This window comes from Streptomyces sp. NPDC025638, assembly GCF_055558775.1.
In genome coordinates this window covers 459,706-473,257 of sequence record NZ_JBVHLX010000003.1, presented here as the reverse complement: position 1 = coordinate 473,257, position 13,552 = coordinate 459,706, and the positions used below count along the sequence as shown (strand labels likewise).

The window sequence follows — 13,552 nt, the reverse complement described above, 5'->3', positions numbered from 1 at the left end:
TCTGGGCCCTGATGAGGGAGAGCCGTCATGACGGTCACTCGCAGATCGGTTTTGGTCGCCGGGGCGGCAGCCCCCACGGCCTCAGCGCTCCTGGGCGCCCCGGACGCACGGGCGGCCGAGGCGTCCGGGCGTGCCGGGGGACGCCGCACGGTTCCGCTCCGGGACGGCTGGCGCTTCGCGCTGGTCGACCCGGGCGGGATCACCGACCCGACCGGCGCGTTCTCCCCCAAGCTCTCGGCTTCGCTCGAGCAGGGGGGACCCCCGTCCGCCGCCGACCCGGGGTACGACGACTCGGGCTGGCGCGAGGTCGCGGTGCCGCACGACTGGAGCATCGAGCAGACCCCCACCACGGAGAACGGCACCACCAGCGGCACCGGGTTCTTCCCGGGCGGCCTCGGCTGGTACCGGATCGCCTTCACCGTGCCGCCCGGCTGGGCGGGCAGCCGGGTCTCGGTGGAGTTCGACGGCGTCTACATGGACGCGTACGTCTACTGCAACGGCACCGAGGCCGGCCGCCACCCCTACGGCTACACGGGCTTCGCCTTCGACCTCACCGACCTGCTGCACACCGACGGCAGCACCGAGAACGTCATCGCGGTCAAGGTCCAGAACCGGCTGCCCAGCAGCCGCTGGTACTCGGGCAGCGGCATCTACCGCGAGGCCCGGCTGGTGGTGACCGAGCCCGTGCACGTGGCGCGCTGGGGCACCCGCGTCACGACGCCGGACATCACCGCCGAGCGGGCCCTGGTCCGGGTGCGGACGGCCGTCGTCAACGCGTCCGGGAGCGGCGCGGACGTCCAGGTCCGCTCCCGGATCGTGGACCCCGACGGGCACACGGTCGCCCGTACGTCGTCCACCGTGGCCGTCGCCGCCGAGGCGGCCGAGACCCATGAACTCACCGTCCCCGAACCCCGGTTGTGGGACTTCGCCGCCCCGCACCGCTACACCCTGGAGACCGAGCTCCGCGTCGACGGCACGACCACCGACACCCACCGCACCACCTTCGGGATCCGCGGCTACCGCTTCGACCCCGACGAGGGCTTCTCCCTCAACGGCACCCACGCCAAGATCAAGGGCGTCGATCTGCACCATGACCTGGGCGCCCTCGGCGCGGCGATCAGCATCGACGCGGTGCGCAGACAGATGACCATCATGAAGTCGATGGGCGTCAATGCCCTCCGCACCTCCCACAACCCGCCCTCGCCGCAGATGATCCAGGTCTGCGAGGAACTGGGCATCGTGATGATGGTGGAGGCCTTCGACTGCTGGCGGACCGGCAAGACCAAGTACGACTACGGCCGGTTCTTCGACGAGTGGTGCGAGAAGGACGCCACCGAGATGGTCCTGGCGGCCCGCAACTCGCCCGCCGTCGTGCTGTGGTCCATCGGCAACGAGATCCCCGACTCCACCAGCACGGCAGGGCTCGCGATGGCCGACCGGATCATCGGCGCCATCAAGGCCGCCGACGACACCCGGCCCGTCGTCATCGGCTCCAACAAGTACCACTCGGTCCCGGCGAAGGGCTCGGCGGCCGACCTGATGCTCGCCAAGCTCGACGGCCTCGGCCTGAACTACAACACCGCCAGATCGGTCGACGCCCTGCACGCGACCTACCCGAACCTGTTCCTCTTCGAGTCCGAGTCCTCGTCGGAGACCTCGACCCGGGGCGCCTACCAGGAGCCCCAGCATCTCAACACCGGCGAGAACCACACCCCCGGCAGGCGTGCCACTTCCTCGTACGACAACAACCTCGCCTCCTGGACCATGAGCGGCGAGTACGGGCACAAGAAGGACCGGGACCGGAAGTGGTTCGCGGGGCAGTTCCTCTGGTCGGGCATCGACTACATCGGGGAGCCGACGCCGTACAACGTCTTCCCGGTCAAGGCGTCCTTCTTCGGCGCGGTCGACACGGCCGGCTTCCCCAAGGACATGTACCACCTCTTCCGCAGCCAGTGGGTCACCGAGCCGATGGTGCATCTGGTGCCGATGAGCTGGAACCACGAAGCCGGGGAGACGGTGGAGGTCTGGGCGTACGCCAATGTCGCGTCCGTCGAGCTGTTCCTCAACGGAAGGTCCCTGGGCGTCAGGGAGTTCGACACCAAGAGGACCACCGACGGCCGGACGTATCTGGAGACCACCGAGGCCACCGGCGACGACAAGACCTTCACCGGCGGCCCCTACCCGGACAGTTACACCAGCCCGAACGGCAGCGCGGGCAAACTGCATCTGACCTGGCAGGTGCCCTACGAGCCCGGTGAGTTGAGGGCGGTGGCCCGGCAAGACGGCCGGACGGTCGCCACCGACGTCCTGCGCACGGCGGGTGCCCCGCACGCCGTACGGCTCACCGCCGACCGCAAGTCCCTTCCCGCCGACGGCCGTTCACTGGTCTTCGTGACCGCCGAGATCGTCGACACCCACGGGGTGTTGGTGCCCGACGCCGAGCACCTCATCACGTTCGAGGTGAGCGGCGGCTCCCTGGCCGGGCTCGACAACGGACGTGAGGAGAGCGCGGAGCGCTATCAGGCCAGTACTCGAACCGCCTTCCACGGCAAGGCACTTGCTCTTGTGCGGTCCGGCACCGACGCGGGCACGCTGAAGGTCACGGCACGTGCGGACGGCCTGCGCAGGGGCACCGCGGCAGTCCGCACCACGCCCGCCCGCTCGGTCGCCCGCACTCCCGCCCCCGCATTCGGGCCCGACCTCCCTTCGCCGCCGAACCACCCCTACGCGGACGCGAGTTACTCCGGACGCCCGGACACCCTCCCGGCCGCGATGCTCGACGGCGACCCGGCCACCGGCTGGTCCAACGCCTTCACCAAGTCGGCGACGGCACTGCTGCCCGCCTTCAGCGGGGCCCGTCCCAGGGACTGGGTCGCGGTCGACTTCGGGCGCATCCGGACCTTCGACCGGGCGGAGGTCTCCTTCACCGTGGACGCGACCCACTCGCTGCCCGCGTCCGTCGAGGTCGCGGTGTGGGACGGGCGCACCTACCTCCCGGTGGAGGGCGCGAGGGTGGACTGGGCGGCCTCCTCGGACACCCCGACGGTGATCACCTTCGGCCCGGTGCGCGGCTCCCGGATCCGGCTCACCCTGACCAGCGGCCACCCGGGCGAGACACCGGGCGCCGTGCGCATCAGCAGGCTGGACGTGCCCGCGGTCTGACCCGCCGGGAACGGCCGCCTCACCGCGTCGCCTCGCCGCCTCACCTCGCTGCCTCACCTCGGTGGCGAGGCGAGGCAGCCCGTCACTCGGCCGATGCGACCGCCTGCGAGAACTCGGTTCCGAGCTGTGACATGAGCTGCACGAACTCCCGCTCGCTGATCGCCTCGTGGAGTTCCGCAAGGACCGCGCGCATGCCCCGGTCGGTCTCCTCCTCGGTGAGCATGTTGCGCTCGGCCACCCGTCGTACGGCGTCCTGGTAGCCGAAGCTCTCGGTCCGGCCGCCGAGTCCCCGGCGCACGGACCGGGCCAGGCCCTCCGGCAGTTCCATGATCAGCTCCAGGGCCTCGCCGGAGCTCAGCCGATGGGCGAGCGTTTCGAGCGTGGCCCGGGTGAGGTCCGCGGCTTCCTGGCGTGTCAGGCCCGTGCGCTCCGACACCGCCTGTATGAATTGCTTCTCGTCCATGTCTCTGCCTCTTTTGCCTATTTGTCTGGCCTGTTATGAATCCTCCCTTTCTCTCGACCAGCCTTGCATGCGGGTGCGGTCCTCGCGCGGGCGTGGCGGCGGAGCGCGTGCGAGGGGAATCGGTTGTGTCCCGACCGTTGACGTCCTGTCATGACTCGAACAACATGACCGGCGTACACACTTGGGAGCGCTCCCATCATCTCTGGAGGAGCGGGACGTGAAACGACGCAGCACCGCCCTGTTCGCCGTGACGGCCCTCCTCGCGGCCGCGTTCACCGCGCTGCCCGCCACACAGGCCGGCGCCGACGAGGTCGAGCAGGTCAGGAACGGCACCTTCGACACCACCACCGAACCGTGGTGGACGACGAGCAAAGTCACCGCGGGCCTCTCCGGTGGACAGCTGTGCGCCGATGTGCCGGGCGGCACCGCCAACCGCTGGGACGCCGCCGTCGGCCAGAACGACATCACCCTGGTCAAGGGCGAGTCGTACAAGTTCGCCTTCAAGGCCTCGGGTTCGCCCGAAGGGCATGTGGTGCGGGCGATCGTGGGGCTCCAGGTGTCGCCGTACGACACCTGGTACGAGGTCAGCCCACAGCTGAGCGCCTCGGGCGACGGCTACTCCTACACCTTCACCTCGCCCGTCGACACCACACAGGCGCAGGTCGCGTTCCAGGCCGGCGGCGCCGCGGACGCCTGGCGGTTGTGCCTCGACGACGTGTCACTGCTCGGCGGGGTGCCGCCGGAGGTCTACGAGCCCGACACCGGGCCGCGGGTCAGGGTGAACCAGGTCGCCTACCTGCCCGCCGGACCGAAGAACGCCACGCTGGTCACCGGCGCCACGACGCAACTGCCCTGGCAGCTCAGGAACGCCGCCGGCACGACGGTCGCCCAGGGCTGGACCGTGCCGCGCGGCACCGACGTGTCCTCCGGGCAGAACGTCCAGTCGATCGACTTCGGCCGCTACGGCGGGCGCGGCCAAGGCTTCACGCTGGTCGCCGACGGGGAGACCAGCCGCCCCTTCGACATCGGCACCGACGCCTACGAACAACTGCGCCTCGACTCGCTGAAGTACTACTACACACAGCGCAGCGGCATCGAGATCCGGGACGCGCTCCGGCCGGGCTACGGCCGGCCCGCCGGGCACGTCGGCGTGGCACCCAACCAAGGCGACGCGAACGTGCCCTGCCGGCCCGGCGAGTGCGACTACTCCCTCGACGTCACCGGCGGTTGGTACGACGCGGGCGACCACGGCAAGTACGTCGTCAACGGCGGCATCTCCACCTGGGAGCTGCTGAGCACCTACGAACGCTCCCGGTCGGCCCGCACCGGACACCCCGCACGGCTCGCCGACGGCACACTGGCTCTCCCCGAGAGCGGCAACAAGGTGCCCGACGTCCTGGACGAGGCCCGCTGGGAGCTGGAGTTCCTGCTCAGGATGCAGGTGCCGGACGGCCGCCCGTCGGCCGGCATGGCGCACAGCAAGATCCACGACGCGCAGTGGACCGGCCTCCCCCTGCTCCCCAGCGACGACCCGCAGAAGCGGGAACTGCACGCCCCGACCACCGAGGCCACGCTCAACCTCGCCGCCACGGCCGCGCAGGCCGCCCGTCTCTACCGGCCCTACGACCCGGCGTTCGCGGCGAAGGCCCTCACGGCGGCCCGCCGGGCATGGACCGCCGCGCTCGCCCATCCCGCGCTCCACCCCGACCCCAACGACGGCACCGGCGGCGGCGCGTACCCCGACGACAACGCCACCGACGAGTTCTACTGGGCGGCCGCCGAGCTCTACCTCACCACGGGGGAGAAGCAGTTCGCCGATCAGGTCCTCAACTCCCCGCTGCACAAGGCCGACATCTTCGGCGCCCTCGGCTTCGACTGGGGCCGCACGGCCGCGGCGGGCCGACTGGACCTGGCGACGGTGCCGAACACCCTGCCCGGCCGCGACGAGGTGCGCCGGTCGGTGACGAAGGCCGCGGACGGCTACCTCGCGACGCTGACGGCACAGCCCTACGGCATGCCGTACGCGCCGCCGGGCAACCTCTATGACTGGGGCTCCAACGCCCAGATCCTCAACAACGCGCACGTCATCGCCGCCGCCTACGACCTCACCGGTGCCGCCAAGTACCGCGACGGAGCCGTCCAGAGCATGGACTACCTCCTCGGCCGCAACGCCCTGAACATCTCGTACGTCACCGGCTACGGCGAGGTCCATTCCCACAACCAGCACAGCCGCTGGTACGCCCACGAACTCGACCCGAGACTCCCCGCACCCCCGAAGGGCGCCCTCGCCGGAGGCGCCAACTCAAGCATCCAGGATCCCTACGCACAGAGCAAACTCCGCGGCTGCACAGGTCAGTTCTGCTACATCGACGACATCCAGTCGTGGTCGACGAACGAGACGGCGGTCAACTGGAACGCGGCCCTGGCGTGGATGGCGTCGTTCGTGGCGGATCAGGGGTAGGGCCCGCCGCCCGGTCACGACGCGTCGTGGAACACCAGCCCCAGGGTCCGCCGTCGGCCGGAGCGCACGGTGCTCACTCCGTGCCGCACCGCCCCGGCCGACCAGCCGCGCTTCGTGCGCACCGGGCGGTCCCGGGTGGTGAACACCAGGCCGTGGCCCTGGCGGAGCACGGTCGCGGTGCCCCTCGACTGGGCCCGCGGCCGCTGCTCGGTCATCAGGAACTCGCCGCCGGTGTAGTCGGTGCCGTACTCGTCGAGGGCGACGACCACCTGGAGCGGGAAGACCAACTCCCCGAACACGTCGCGGTGCAGGGCGTTCCAGTCGCCCGGTCCGTAACTCAGCAGAATCTGTGCCGAGCGGTCCTGACCGGCCGCGTGGCAGCGGGCCAGCCATTCCTCCAGTGAGTCGGGCCAGGGGGCGGGGCGGCCCAGGCGGGCCGCCCAGTCGCGGGCGATCGGCAGCAGGAGCGGGTAGAGCGCGGCGCGCAGGGCGGCCACCGGGGCGGGCAGGTCGTGCGTGAAGTAGCGGTACTCACCGGAGCCGAACCGGTGCCGGGCCAGATCGACCGTCGTCCGGAACAGCTCCGGCTTCTCGTACAGGGCGGCCAGGTCCCGGCACTCGGCGGGCGTCAGCAACTGCTGGGTCGGCGCGCTGCCGTGCGCGTCCAGTTCCTCGGCGAGCGCGGCCCAGTCGGTGGCGGCCGTGCGGTGGCGAGCCCGGGCAGGGGTGAGCGTCATGGTGGCTCCTTCCGTCAGATGAGCGTCGGCTGGAGCGCACCCTCGTGCGTGAGCAGCCATACCTTGCGCTCGACGCCGCCCGCGTATCCGCGCATCGAACCGTCCGCGCCGATCACCCGATGGCAGGGGCGGAGCAACAGCAGCGGATTGGCGCCCACCGCCGCGCCGAGCGCCCGGATCTCGGCACGCGGCACACCCAGGCGCTCGGCAAGTGCGCCGTACGTCGTCGTGGTGCCGTACGGGATGTCGTCCAGCGCCTGCCACACGCGCCGCCGGAACTCGCTTCCCCCGGCGGCGAGCGGCAGCTCGAACCGGGTGAGCCGGCCCGCGAAGTACGCGTCGAGCCGGCGGGTCGCCTCGGCGAAGGCGCCGTCGTCGCGACGCGCGCCGGGCCCGAGGGTGGGGGCGCCCGGCTGCCCCGGCATGGACAGGGAGGTCAGCGTGAGGACGCCCGCCGACTCCTCGCCGGTCAGGAGCAGTTCGCCCAGCGGGCTGTCGTGGACGGTGTACACGGTCATCGGCTTCTTCCTCTCTTTCTCTCACTTCCTCGCTCTCGCGTGGTCCGGTAACGAGTCTGCTGTGCCGCGCGCCATGTCACCGGCGGGAATCGGACCTGGCGCTCGCTCCTCACAGGTACCGCTGGACATGCCTTGTGACCTGGGGGTATTTACGGTCGAGTACCCGAGCGGTACCGTATGGTCATGCCAGCCCTCAACGTGGAGTTCAGCGAGCGTGAGCTAGAGGACCTGCGCCAGATCGCCAAGGAGCGCGGTACGTCGATGAAGGCTCTCGTACGCGAGGCGGCCGCGGCCGACATCGCCCGGCATCGTGCCCTGCAGGAGGGGGCCGACGCCTTCCGCCGCTTCTTCGCCGCGCACGCCGCCGAGTTCGCGGCCGCGTTCCCCGACGACGAACCGCCCACGAAGGGCGAGGTCGCCTGACCGATGCCGCCTGTCATCCACATAGACGTGCCCTGGCTGCTCCAGCGCCACGAGGAAGTGCTGCCGGACCAGCCCGCCGTCAATGACTTCTCCGCGCTGGTCGCCGCCGTCGCCCGGCACCGGGTCGACCCGCCCCGCCTCGGCGTGAACTCCGACGCGGCCTGGCGGGCCGCCGCGCTGCTGCACACCCTCGCCCTGCTCAAGCCGCTCCCGGCGGCCAACGCCCGTTTCGCCTGCGCGACCGCCGTCGCCTACATGTTCGTCAGCGGCGTCGGCATCGACCCGCCCTACGGTGCCCTCGTGGACCTCGCCCGGGATCTGATCTCCGGCAAGACGGATGTATACGGCGCGGCCGACCGGCTTCGCTCCTGGCAGATCTGAGCTCCGGCCGGGGCCGGGGCGCGTGAGGGGGAAGCCGCCCCGCCCCGGGGCCGCCGACCGAGGGCGGGAGGAACGGGGCCGGCGGCCGGTTTCGCGCGGGAGAGCCGCCGTCCTGCGCGGGGCCTCCGAGAAGGGCCGAGTCCCAGTGCACTACCCTGCCGCGCGCGCCGGGAGCGTGCGCGAGGGCCCGCCACGTGCGTGTGCTTCACACGGGGCGCATGGAATGTCGAAAGCGGGTGCGAATGACGTACGCACACCCGCTTTCTGACTTTCTTTCAAACCTGTCGATGTGGGGCGGGCGCCTTGTTGGCCGTGAGGAAGGTGTGCAAGGGTGAAACTCCCGTGCGGGGGGTAAAGTGCCGGGGCTCATTCCACGGCCGAGGAACCCGCTCCGACGAGCGACCGCCGAATTCCCGCTCTCCGCACGCGCACCTAATAGGTACGCACCATACGCAACAAAGGAACCCGCTCCGTGCCCACCCCCCACCCCCCACGTCCTCCCTATCCGCCGCCAGGCGGGGTGACGGAGGAATCCGACGAGGCTCTCGCCGCCCCGCTGCGAGCCGGCTCGGACGCCGTGGCCTCCCGGTCCGTCGCTCTGCTGATGGCGCGGCACTGGCAGCCGGCCCACGAGTACGCGGCGATCTGCCTCGCCACCTCGGGTCCGCTCGCCCACATGGTCACCGCCACCGCCTTCCACCACATCCTCGACCGGCTGGTGCTCGGCGAGTCCGCCGAGGCGATCCGGCCCCGGCTGCTGGTCGCCGTTCGGGACACGGTCGCCAACTGGTCCGCGGAGGACCGAATATCCGAGGTTCTGCCGGACCTGGCGAAACCCGCCGGGGGCCGCGGTATGCGCGCCGTGAAGTCCATGCCGCCCGAAAACCGCAAACTCGCCGAGCGGTCATTTCTGAGCCTTCCGGCGCTCGCCCAGTGTCTGCTGTGGCACACCGAGGTCGAGGCGGAGTCGATAAATGTCCCCGCCGGTCTGCTGGGCATGGACGCCGACACCGCGACCGCCGCACTCGCACAGGCGCGCGAGAAATTCCGTGAGGGCTGTGTACGCGCCCACCGGGAACTCGCGCCGAGCAAGGAATGCCGTTTCTACAACCGCCTTCTCGACGTGCCGATCCGGCGCGGCGGCGCGCTGCTGCCGGACGTCCAGCAGCATCTGGCGCAGTGCCCCTACTGCCGCCACGCGGCCGAGCAACTCGGCCATGTCGAGGCCGGAATGGGACCGCTCCTCGCCGAGGCGATACTCGGTTGGGGAGCCCGCCGCTACCTCGACTCGCGCCCGGGCCGTGCGCACGCGACGGGGACCCGTACGCGCAGCGAGCCCCGCCGCGGTGGCGGACCCCGGCACGGGGGGACACGGAACCGGCTGCTGGCGCGGATCCCCATGCCCGCCCGCCGTGCTCCGGGGGAGACCTGGTCGTCCCGGACCCTGCTCACCGGCGTCGGCATCGCCGGGGCCGGACTGCTCGCGACCGTCCTCGCCGTCAGCGTCTGGCCGGACGGCGGGGACGGCACCGACCCGGTCGCCTCCACCGGTGTCTCGGGCGCCCGTGGCACGGTGCCCGGCGCCGACACCCAGTCCCCGCCCGCCGGTTCCGCCACGGGTCTGCCCACCGCGACCCGGCAGACGCGGCTGCGCAACGCCGCGGCAGGCCTGTGCCTCGACATCGACGGCAGGCCGAAGGAGGGGGCGGGCGCGGTACTGGCGGCGTGTTCCCCGGCGTGGACCCAGCAGTGGACGTACGAGACGGACGGGCAGCTGCGCAGTGTGGCCGACCCCGATCTGTGCCTGGACTCGCACGCGGACGCGGGCGTGGTCATCCTCGGCACCTGCGCGGACAAGAACTCCGAGCGGGGCGACGACGTGCGCTACGACCTCACCGTCCAGGGCGAGTTGCTGCCCCGCTGGGACGAGACCCTCGCCCTGGCATCCGCCGGTGAGAAACCGGGGGCCGACATCGTCGTCAAGGTCCGCGACGGCTCCAACGGCCAGCGCTGGCTGACCGACCCGCCGTCGGCAAGCCCCGGTTCGCTGTCGATCGCCGGAACCGGCGGGCCGTCGGCACAGCCGGCGCAGCTGTCGGACCAGGTCTCGAACGGTTAGCACGGCCGGGCGGGCCCCGGGGCGAAGGCGCCGGGGCCCGCCCAGCCGGTCACACGGGGTCCTCGACGAGGTCGGCGGTGCCGATCGTCGCGGGGCCGGCGTGGCCGGACAGGGCGAGGGTGAGGTCGAACTCCGCGAGCAGACAACGGATCACGTGCTCGACGCCCGCCTGGCCGTCGAGGCCCAGCCCGTAGACGTACGGCCGCCCCAGCAGGACCGCCCGGGCACCGAGGGCGAGGGCCTTGAAGACGTCGTCGCCGGTGCGGACCCCGCTGTCGAACAGCACGGTCAGCCGGTCGCCGACCGCCTCCACGACCCGTGGCAGCGCATCGGCCGCGGCCACCGAACCGGCCACCTGCCGGCCCCCGTGGTTGGACACCACCACCCCGTCCACCCCGGCGTCGGCGGCCAGCCGGGCGTCGTCCGGGTGCAGGACGCCCTTGAGGACGATCGGCCCGTCCCAGTGCTCACGCAGGAACGCCAGATCGGGCCAGGTGTGGCTCGCGTCGCCGAACAGACCGAGGAAGTGCAGCACGGCCGCGTTGGGATCCTCGTGCACCGGCTTGGCCAGCCCCGCCCGGAAGGCCGGGTCGGAGAAGTAGTTGGCGGTCCCCACCCCGTGCAGGAACGGCAGATAGGCCTGGTCGAGGTCGCGCGGCCGCCAGGCCAGGATCGGCGTGTCCAGCGTGACGACCAGCACCGTGAATCCGGCGGACCTCGCCCGGCCGAGGAAACTCCGGGTCACCTCGCGGTCCTTGCCCCAGTACAGCTGGAACCACCGCTCGGCGTCCCCCATCGCCTCGGCCACCTGCTCCATCGGCGTGCTGGAGGCGGACGACAGGATGTACGGCACGCCCTGTGCGGCGGCCGCCCGCGCAGCGGCGGTCTCCGCCTCCGGATGCATGATCGACAGCACACCGACGGGCGCGAGCGCCAGCGGCGCGGGCAGCGCGCGGCCCAGGACCTCGACGGAGAGGTCCCGCTCGTGCACGTCCCGCAGCATGCGCGGCAGGATCCGCCGCCGGTCCAGGGCGGCCCGGTTGGCGCGCGCCGTGCTGCCGTTGCCCGCACTGCCCGCCACATAGCCGACCGGGCCGGGCCCGAGCCGGTGCTCGGCCAGCTCCTCCAGCCGGGTCGGATCGGTGGGGAGCCGGGGCACGGTCCCCGACATCCCGTTCAGATAGATCTCGTACTGGAAGTCGGCCCAGTGCTTCGCCATCTGTACGTCCCGCCTCTCCTCGTCGAGCATGCGTCGCGCTGACGATACTCGTGGGTAGCAGCGGGTCCGTCCAGCGGGGATTCCGTCAGTCGGCCCGGCCGTTCTGCGTGCCTGTGTCTTCGCCGTCCTCGCCGGATGGATCGGTCACCCCCTCGACGTCCGGTCCCTGGGCCCGCACCCGCTGGACGTGCTCCAGGGACGCGCTCAGTTCGCCGAGCCAGTCGTCGGTGTGACGCTGCACCAGACGCACGCACCAGGCGAGGGCGTCGCTGCGGCTGCGGGCGACACCTCCGGCGATCAGTGTGTCGAGGACCTGGCGCTCGGGCTGCCGCAGCCGGGTCATCACGGGCGCGGCCACATGCGTGAACAGGCCGCGTCGGCCCTCGCACTCCACGCCCCAGGAGACCTTCCTGCGGAAACGGTGCTCGGCCTCGCGGGCCACCAGGATCCGGTCCTCCCGGGTCCGCTCCCGGAACTCCTCGATCCGGCCCTGGACGGCCGCGTCCCGCTCGGCGTCCGAGACGTCGTCGGTGAGCCGGGGGCCGGGGATACGGCCGATCACGGTGATCTCCTCGCGGTCGGCGGTCACCTCGACCAGTTCCTCGAAGAGATCGTCGGGCAGACGGCCGGCGAACCAGCCGCGAATCTTCTCTCGCTGCTCTGCGGTAATCATGTAATCACGATTACTCCGGCCGGAGATGAACACAAGAGGTCGCGGGGGAGTCAGCCGAGAGCTGAAGCGGAATGTTTCAGGACTATTAACGAGGCGGTGAAAACCAGCCACTTGGCCGCTTCGTGCGATCAAGGGGCGCCAAGTTTCGGGGTTGTAACGTTCGAATTCCGTAACTTCACGCCACTGATTCAATACGCAATGTTACTGAAATCCATGGGTGCGATGTGTGTTTCGGCGACGGACTCGGCAGAGTGTGGCCCGCCGCTCCGGCGCCCACCGGGCCGAGGGCGGCACCCTGTCGATTCAAGCGGAAGGATGCACACAATGCGGAACACCGCGCGCTGGGCAGCGACCCTCGGCCTCTCGGCCGCCGCCGTCTGCGGACCCCTGACCGGGGCCTCCGTCGCTTCCCCGGGCAGCGCCCCGGCTTCGCTCTACGCCCCCTCGGCCCTGGTGCTCACCATCGGCCACGGTGACGACGTGGCCACCGTGACGCCGGAGCGTGCCGTCACTTTGACCTGCGCCCCCAAGGCCTCCGGGACTCATCCGGCCGCGGCCCTGGCCTGCGCCGAACTACGGGGCGTCGGCGGCGATTTCGATGCCCTGGCGGGCAGAGACGACGTGCCGTGTACGAGGGAGTACAACCCGGTGCTGGTCACCGCCCAGGGCGTCTGGCAGGGCAAGCGCGTCACCTATGAGCGCACCTTCGGCAACGAATGCGTGAAGAACGCCAACGGCTCCAGCGTCTTCGCGTTCTAGGACCGGGATCGCCCGGTTCCCGGACATGCCGGAACAGGCCCGCAAATGGGGAGTGCGAGCCCCTGTCGCGGGGACCGGCGATCTCGCACCGGGGGTCGGACGGGCGGAGTGGGGCCGCCCGCCGACCCCCGGCATCACGGCCGCTCCCCGGGAATCCGGGGGAGCGGCCGAAACCGTTCCAGCAGCCTCGCCCCGCGCAACAGCCGCTCCAGACCGGTCCCGACGCCCACCAGGCGCAGCCGGCCGCCGCGCTCCCGGGCCCTCGTCTCGGCCCGGCACAGCACACGCAGCCCGGAGCAGTCGAAGAAGTCCACGGACCGCAGATCGACCAGCACGTCCGGCTCGGGCCCGGCGGTCGCGGCGTCCAGATGTTCGCCGAGGAGATCCGCCGTCGCGATGTCGATCTCTCCGTACGCCTCGATCACGACGACCGGGCCGAGAGTCCGGGTGCGGGCACAGGGGTTGGGCGCGGGGGGCCGCGCAAGGGGGGACTCGGCACCGGCAAGGCGGCGCGTGCCTCGGTCGTCGGCATCCGGTGTCATGACTGTCTCACCTCGCCCCGGGCATGGGTCCGGGTAGCTACCCCGACGGGGACATGGCCATCCCTGCGACACGGCCCGCAAGATCAGCTGCACTC

The 13,552-nt window shown here is 71.3% G+C and carries 12 protein-coding genes; 6 read left to right on the top strand and 6 right to left on the bottom strand.

From position 1 onward, the window contains the following. The first annotated feature begins 27 nt into the window (after positions 1–27). Positions 28–3,162: a glycoside hydrolase family 2 TIM barrel-domain containing protein gene (locus ACZ4EG_RS10145; protein WP_467790277.1), complete on the top strand. Its 3,135-nt coding sequence runs from the start codon at positions 28–30 to the stop codon at positions 3,160–3,162. A gap of 82 nt (positions 3,163–3,244) precedes the next feature. On the opposite strand, the gene ACZ4EG_RS10140 is transcribed toward ACZ4EG_RS10145, so the two are convergent. After that, a complete protein-coding gene (locus tag ACZ4EG_RS10140) occupies positions 3,245–3,625 on the bottom strand; it encodes a DUF2267 domain-containing protein (protein ID WP_467790276.1) in 381 nt (126 codons plus the stop codon). A gap of 217 nt (positions 3,626–3,842) precedes the next feature. On the opposite strand from ACZ4EG_RS10140, the gene ACZ4EG_RS10135 reads away from it, so the two are divergent. Then, positions 3,843–6,086 carry a glycoside hydrolase family 9 protein gene (locus ACZ4EG_RS10135; protein WP_467790275.1) on the top strand — a complete coding sequence of 748 codons (2,244 nt, stop codon included), beginning with the start codon at positions 3,843–3,845 and terminating at the stop codon, positions 6,084–6,086. 14 nt (positions 6,087–6,100) lie between these two features. Here the strand turns inward: ACZ4EG_RS10135 and ACZ4EG_RS10130 are convergent, their stop codons facing one another. Together ACZ4EG_RS10130 and ACZ4EG_RS10125 are read right to left on the bottom strand one after the other, a co-directional pair. Further along, complete coding sequence (locus ACZ4EG_RS10130) at positions 6,101–6,823, bottom strand: 2OG-Fe(II) oxygenase (protein ID WP_467790274.1); 723 nt, start codon at positions 6,821–6,823, stop codon at positions 6,101–6,103. Positions 6,824–6,837: 14 nt separating this feature from the next. Further along, positions 6,838–7,341 (bottom strand): methylated-DNA--[protein]-cysteine S-methyltransferase, encoded by a 504-nt coding sequence (locus ACZ4EG_RS10125; protein WP_453546036.1) that lies wholly within the window; start codon positions 7,339–7,341, stop codon positions 6,838–6,840. A 183-nt stretch (positions 7,342–7,524) separates the two neighbouring features. Between ACZ4EG_RS10125 and ACZ4EG_RS10120 the strand changes: the two genes are divergently transcribed. The 3 genes from ACZ4EG_RS10120 to ACZ4EG_RS10110 all read left to right on the top strand — a co-directional run bounded on the left by ACZ4EG_RS10120 (position 7,525) and on the right by ACZ4EG_RS10110 (position 10,264). Next, positions 7,525–7,764: a hypothetical protein gene (locus tag ACZ4EG_RS10120; RefSeq protein ID WP_390705860.1), complete on the top strand. Its 240-nt coding sequence runs from the start codon at positions 7,525–7,527 to the stop codon at positions 7,762–7,764. Between the two features lie 3 nt (positions 7,765–7,767). Beyond that, positions 7,768–8,145, top strand: coding sequence for a toxin Doc (locus ACZ4EG_RS10115; protein ID WP_390705861.1), 378 nt, complete (start codon positions 7,768–7,770; stop codon positions 8,143–8,145). Positions 8,146–8,617: 472 nt separating this feature from the next. Then, positions 8,618–10,264, top strand: a complete 1,647-nt coding sequence (locus tag ACZ4EG_RS10110) for an RICIN domain-containing protein (RefSeq protein ID WP_467790273.1) — start codon at positions 8,618–8,620, stop codon at positions 10,262–10,264. 49 nt (positions 10,265–10,313) lie between these two features. On the opposite strand, the gene ACZ4EG_RS10105 is transcribed toward ACZ4EG_RS10110, so the two are convergent. Together ACZ4EG_RS10105 and ACZ4EG_RS10100 are read right to left on the bottom strand one after the other, a co-directional pair. Then, on the bottom strand, positions 10,314–11,483 hold the full coding sequence (locus ACZ4EG_RS10105) for a lactate 2-monooxygenase (RefSeq protein WP_467790422.1): 1,170 nt from the start codon (positions 11,481–11,483) through the stop codon (positions 10,314–10,316). An 85-nt stretch (positions 11,484–11,568) separates the two neighbouring features. Next, complete coding sequence (locus ACZ4EG_RS10100; protein WP_467790272.1) at positions 11,569–12,156, bottom strand: hypothetical protein; 588 nt, start codon at positions 12,154–12,156, stop codon at positions 11,569–11,571. A gap of 324 nt (positions 12,157–12,480) precedes the next feature. Between ACZ4EG_RS10100 and ACZ4EG_RS10095 the strand changes: the two genes are divergently transcribed. Next, a complete protein-coding gene (locus ACZ4EG_RS10095; protein WP_363298077.1) occupies positions 12,481–12,915 on the top strand; it encodes a protease inhibitor in 435 nt (144 codons plus the stop codon). Between the two features lie 134 nt (positions 12,916–13,049). Here ACZ4EG_RS10095 and ACZ4EG_RS10090 read toward each other — a convergent pair whose 3' ends face one another. Next, the gene (locus ACZ4EG_RS10090; protein ID WP_467790271.1) at positions 13,050–13,457 is read right to left on the bottom strand and encodes an STAS domain-containing protein; all 408 of its coding nucleotides are present in this window, start codon (positions 13,455–13,457) and stop codon (positions 13,050–13,052) included. Between the last annotated feature and the right edge of the window lie 95 nt (positions 13,458–13,552).

Bases quoted from the DNA above. Each gene is read 5' to 3' on its own strand.
- ACZ4EG_RS10145 (WP_467790277.1), top strand. From the start codon at position 28: ATGACGGTCACTCGCAGATCGGTTTTGGTCGCCGGGGCGGCAGCCCCC.
- ACZ4EG_RS10140 (WP_467790276.1), bottom strand. From the start codon at position 3,625: ATGGACGAGAAGCAATTCATACAGGCGGTGTCGGAGCGCACGGGCCTG.
- ACZ4EG_RS10130 (WP_467790274.1), bottom strand. From the start codon at position 6,823: ATGACGCTCACCCCTGCCCGGGCTCGCCACCGCACGGCCGCCACCGAC.
- ACZ4EG_RS10125 (WP_453546036.1), bottom strand. From the start codon at position 7,341: ATGACCGTGTACACCGTCCACGACAGCCCGCTGGGCGAACTGCTCCTG.
- ACZ4EG_RS10120 (WP_390705860.1), top strand. From the start codon at position 7,525: ATGCCAGCCCTCAACGTGGAGTTCAGCGAGCGTGAGCTAGAGGACCTG.
- ACZ4EG_RS10115 (WP_390705861.1), top strand. From the start codon at position 7,768: ATGCCGCCTGTCATCCACATAGACGTGCCCTGGCTGCTCCAGCGCCAC.
- ACZ4EG_RS10105 (WP_467790422.1), bottom strand. From the start codon at position 11,483: ATGGCGAAGCACTGGGCCGACTTCCAGTACGAGATCTATCTGAACGGG.
- ACZ4EG_RS10100 (WP_467790272.1), bottom strand. From the start codon at position 12,156: ATGATTACCGCAGAGCAGCGAGAGAAGATTCGCGGCTGGTTCGCCGGC.
- ACZ4EG_RS10095 (WP_363298077.1), top strand. From the start codon at position 12,481: ATGCGGAACACCGCGCGCTGGGCAGCGACCCTCGGCCTCTCGGCCGCC.
- ACZ4EG_RS10090 (WP_467790271.1), bottom strand. From the start codon at position 13,457: ATGACACCGGATGCCGACGACCGAGGCACGCGCCGCCTTGCCGGTGCC.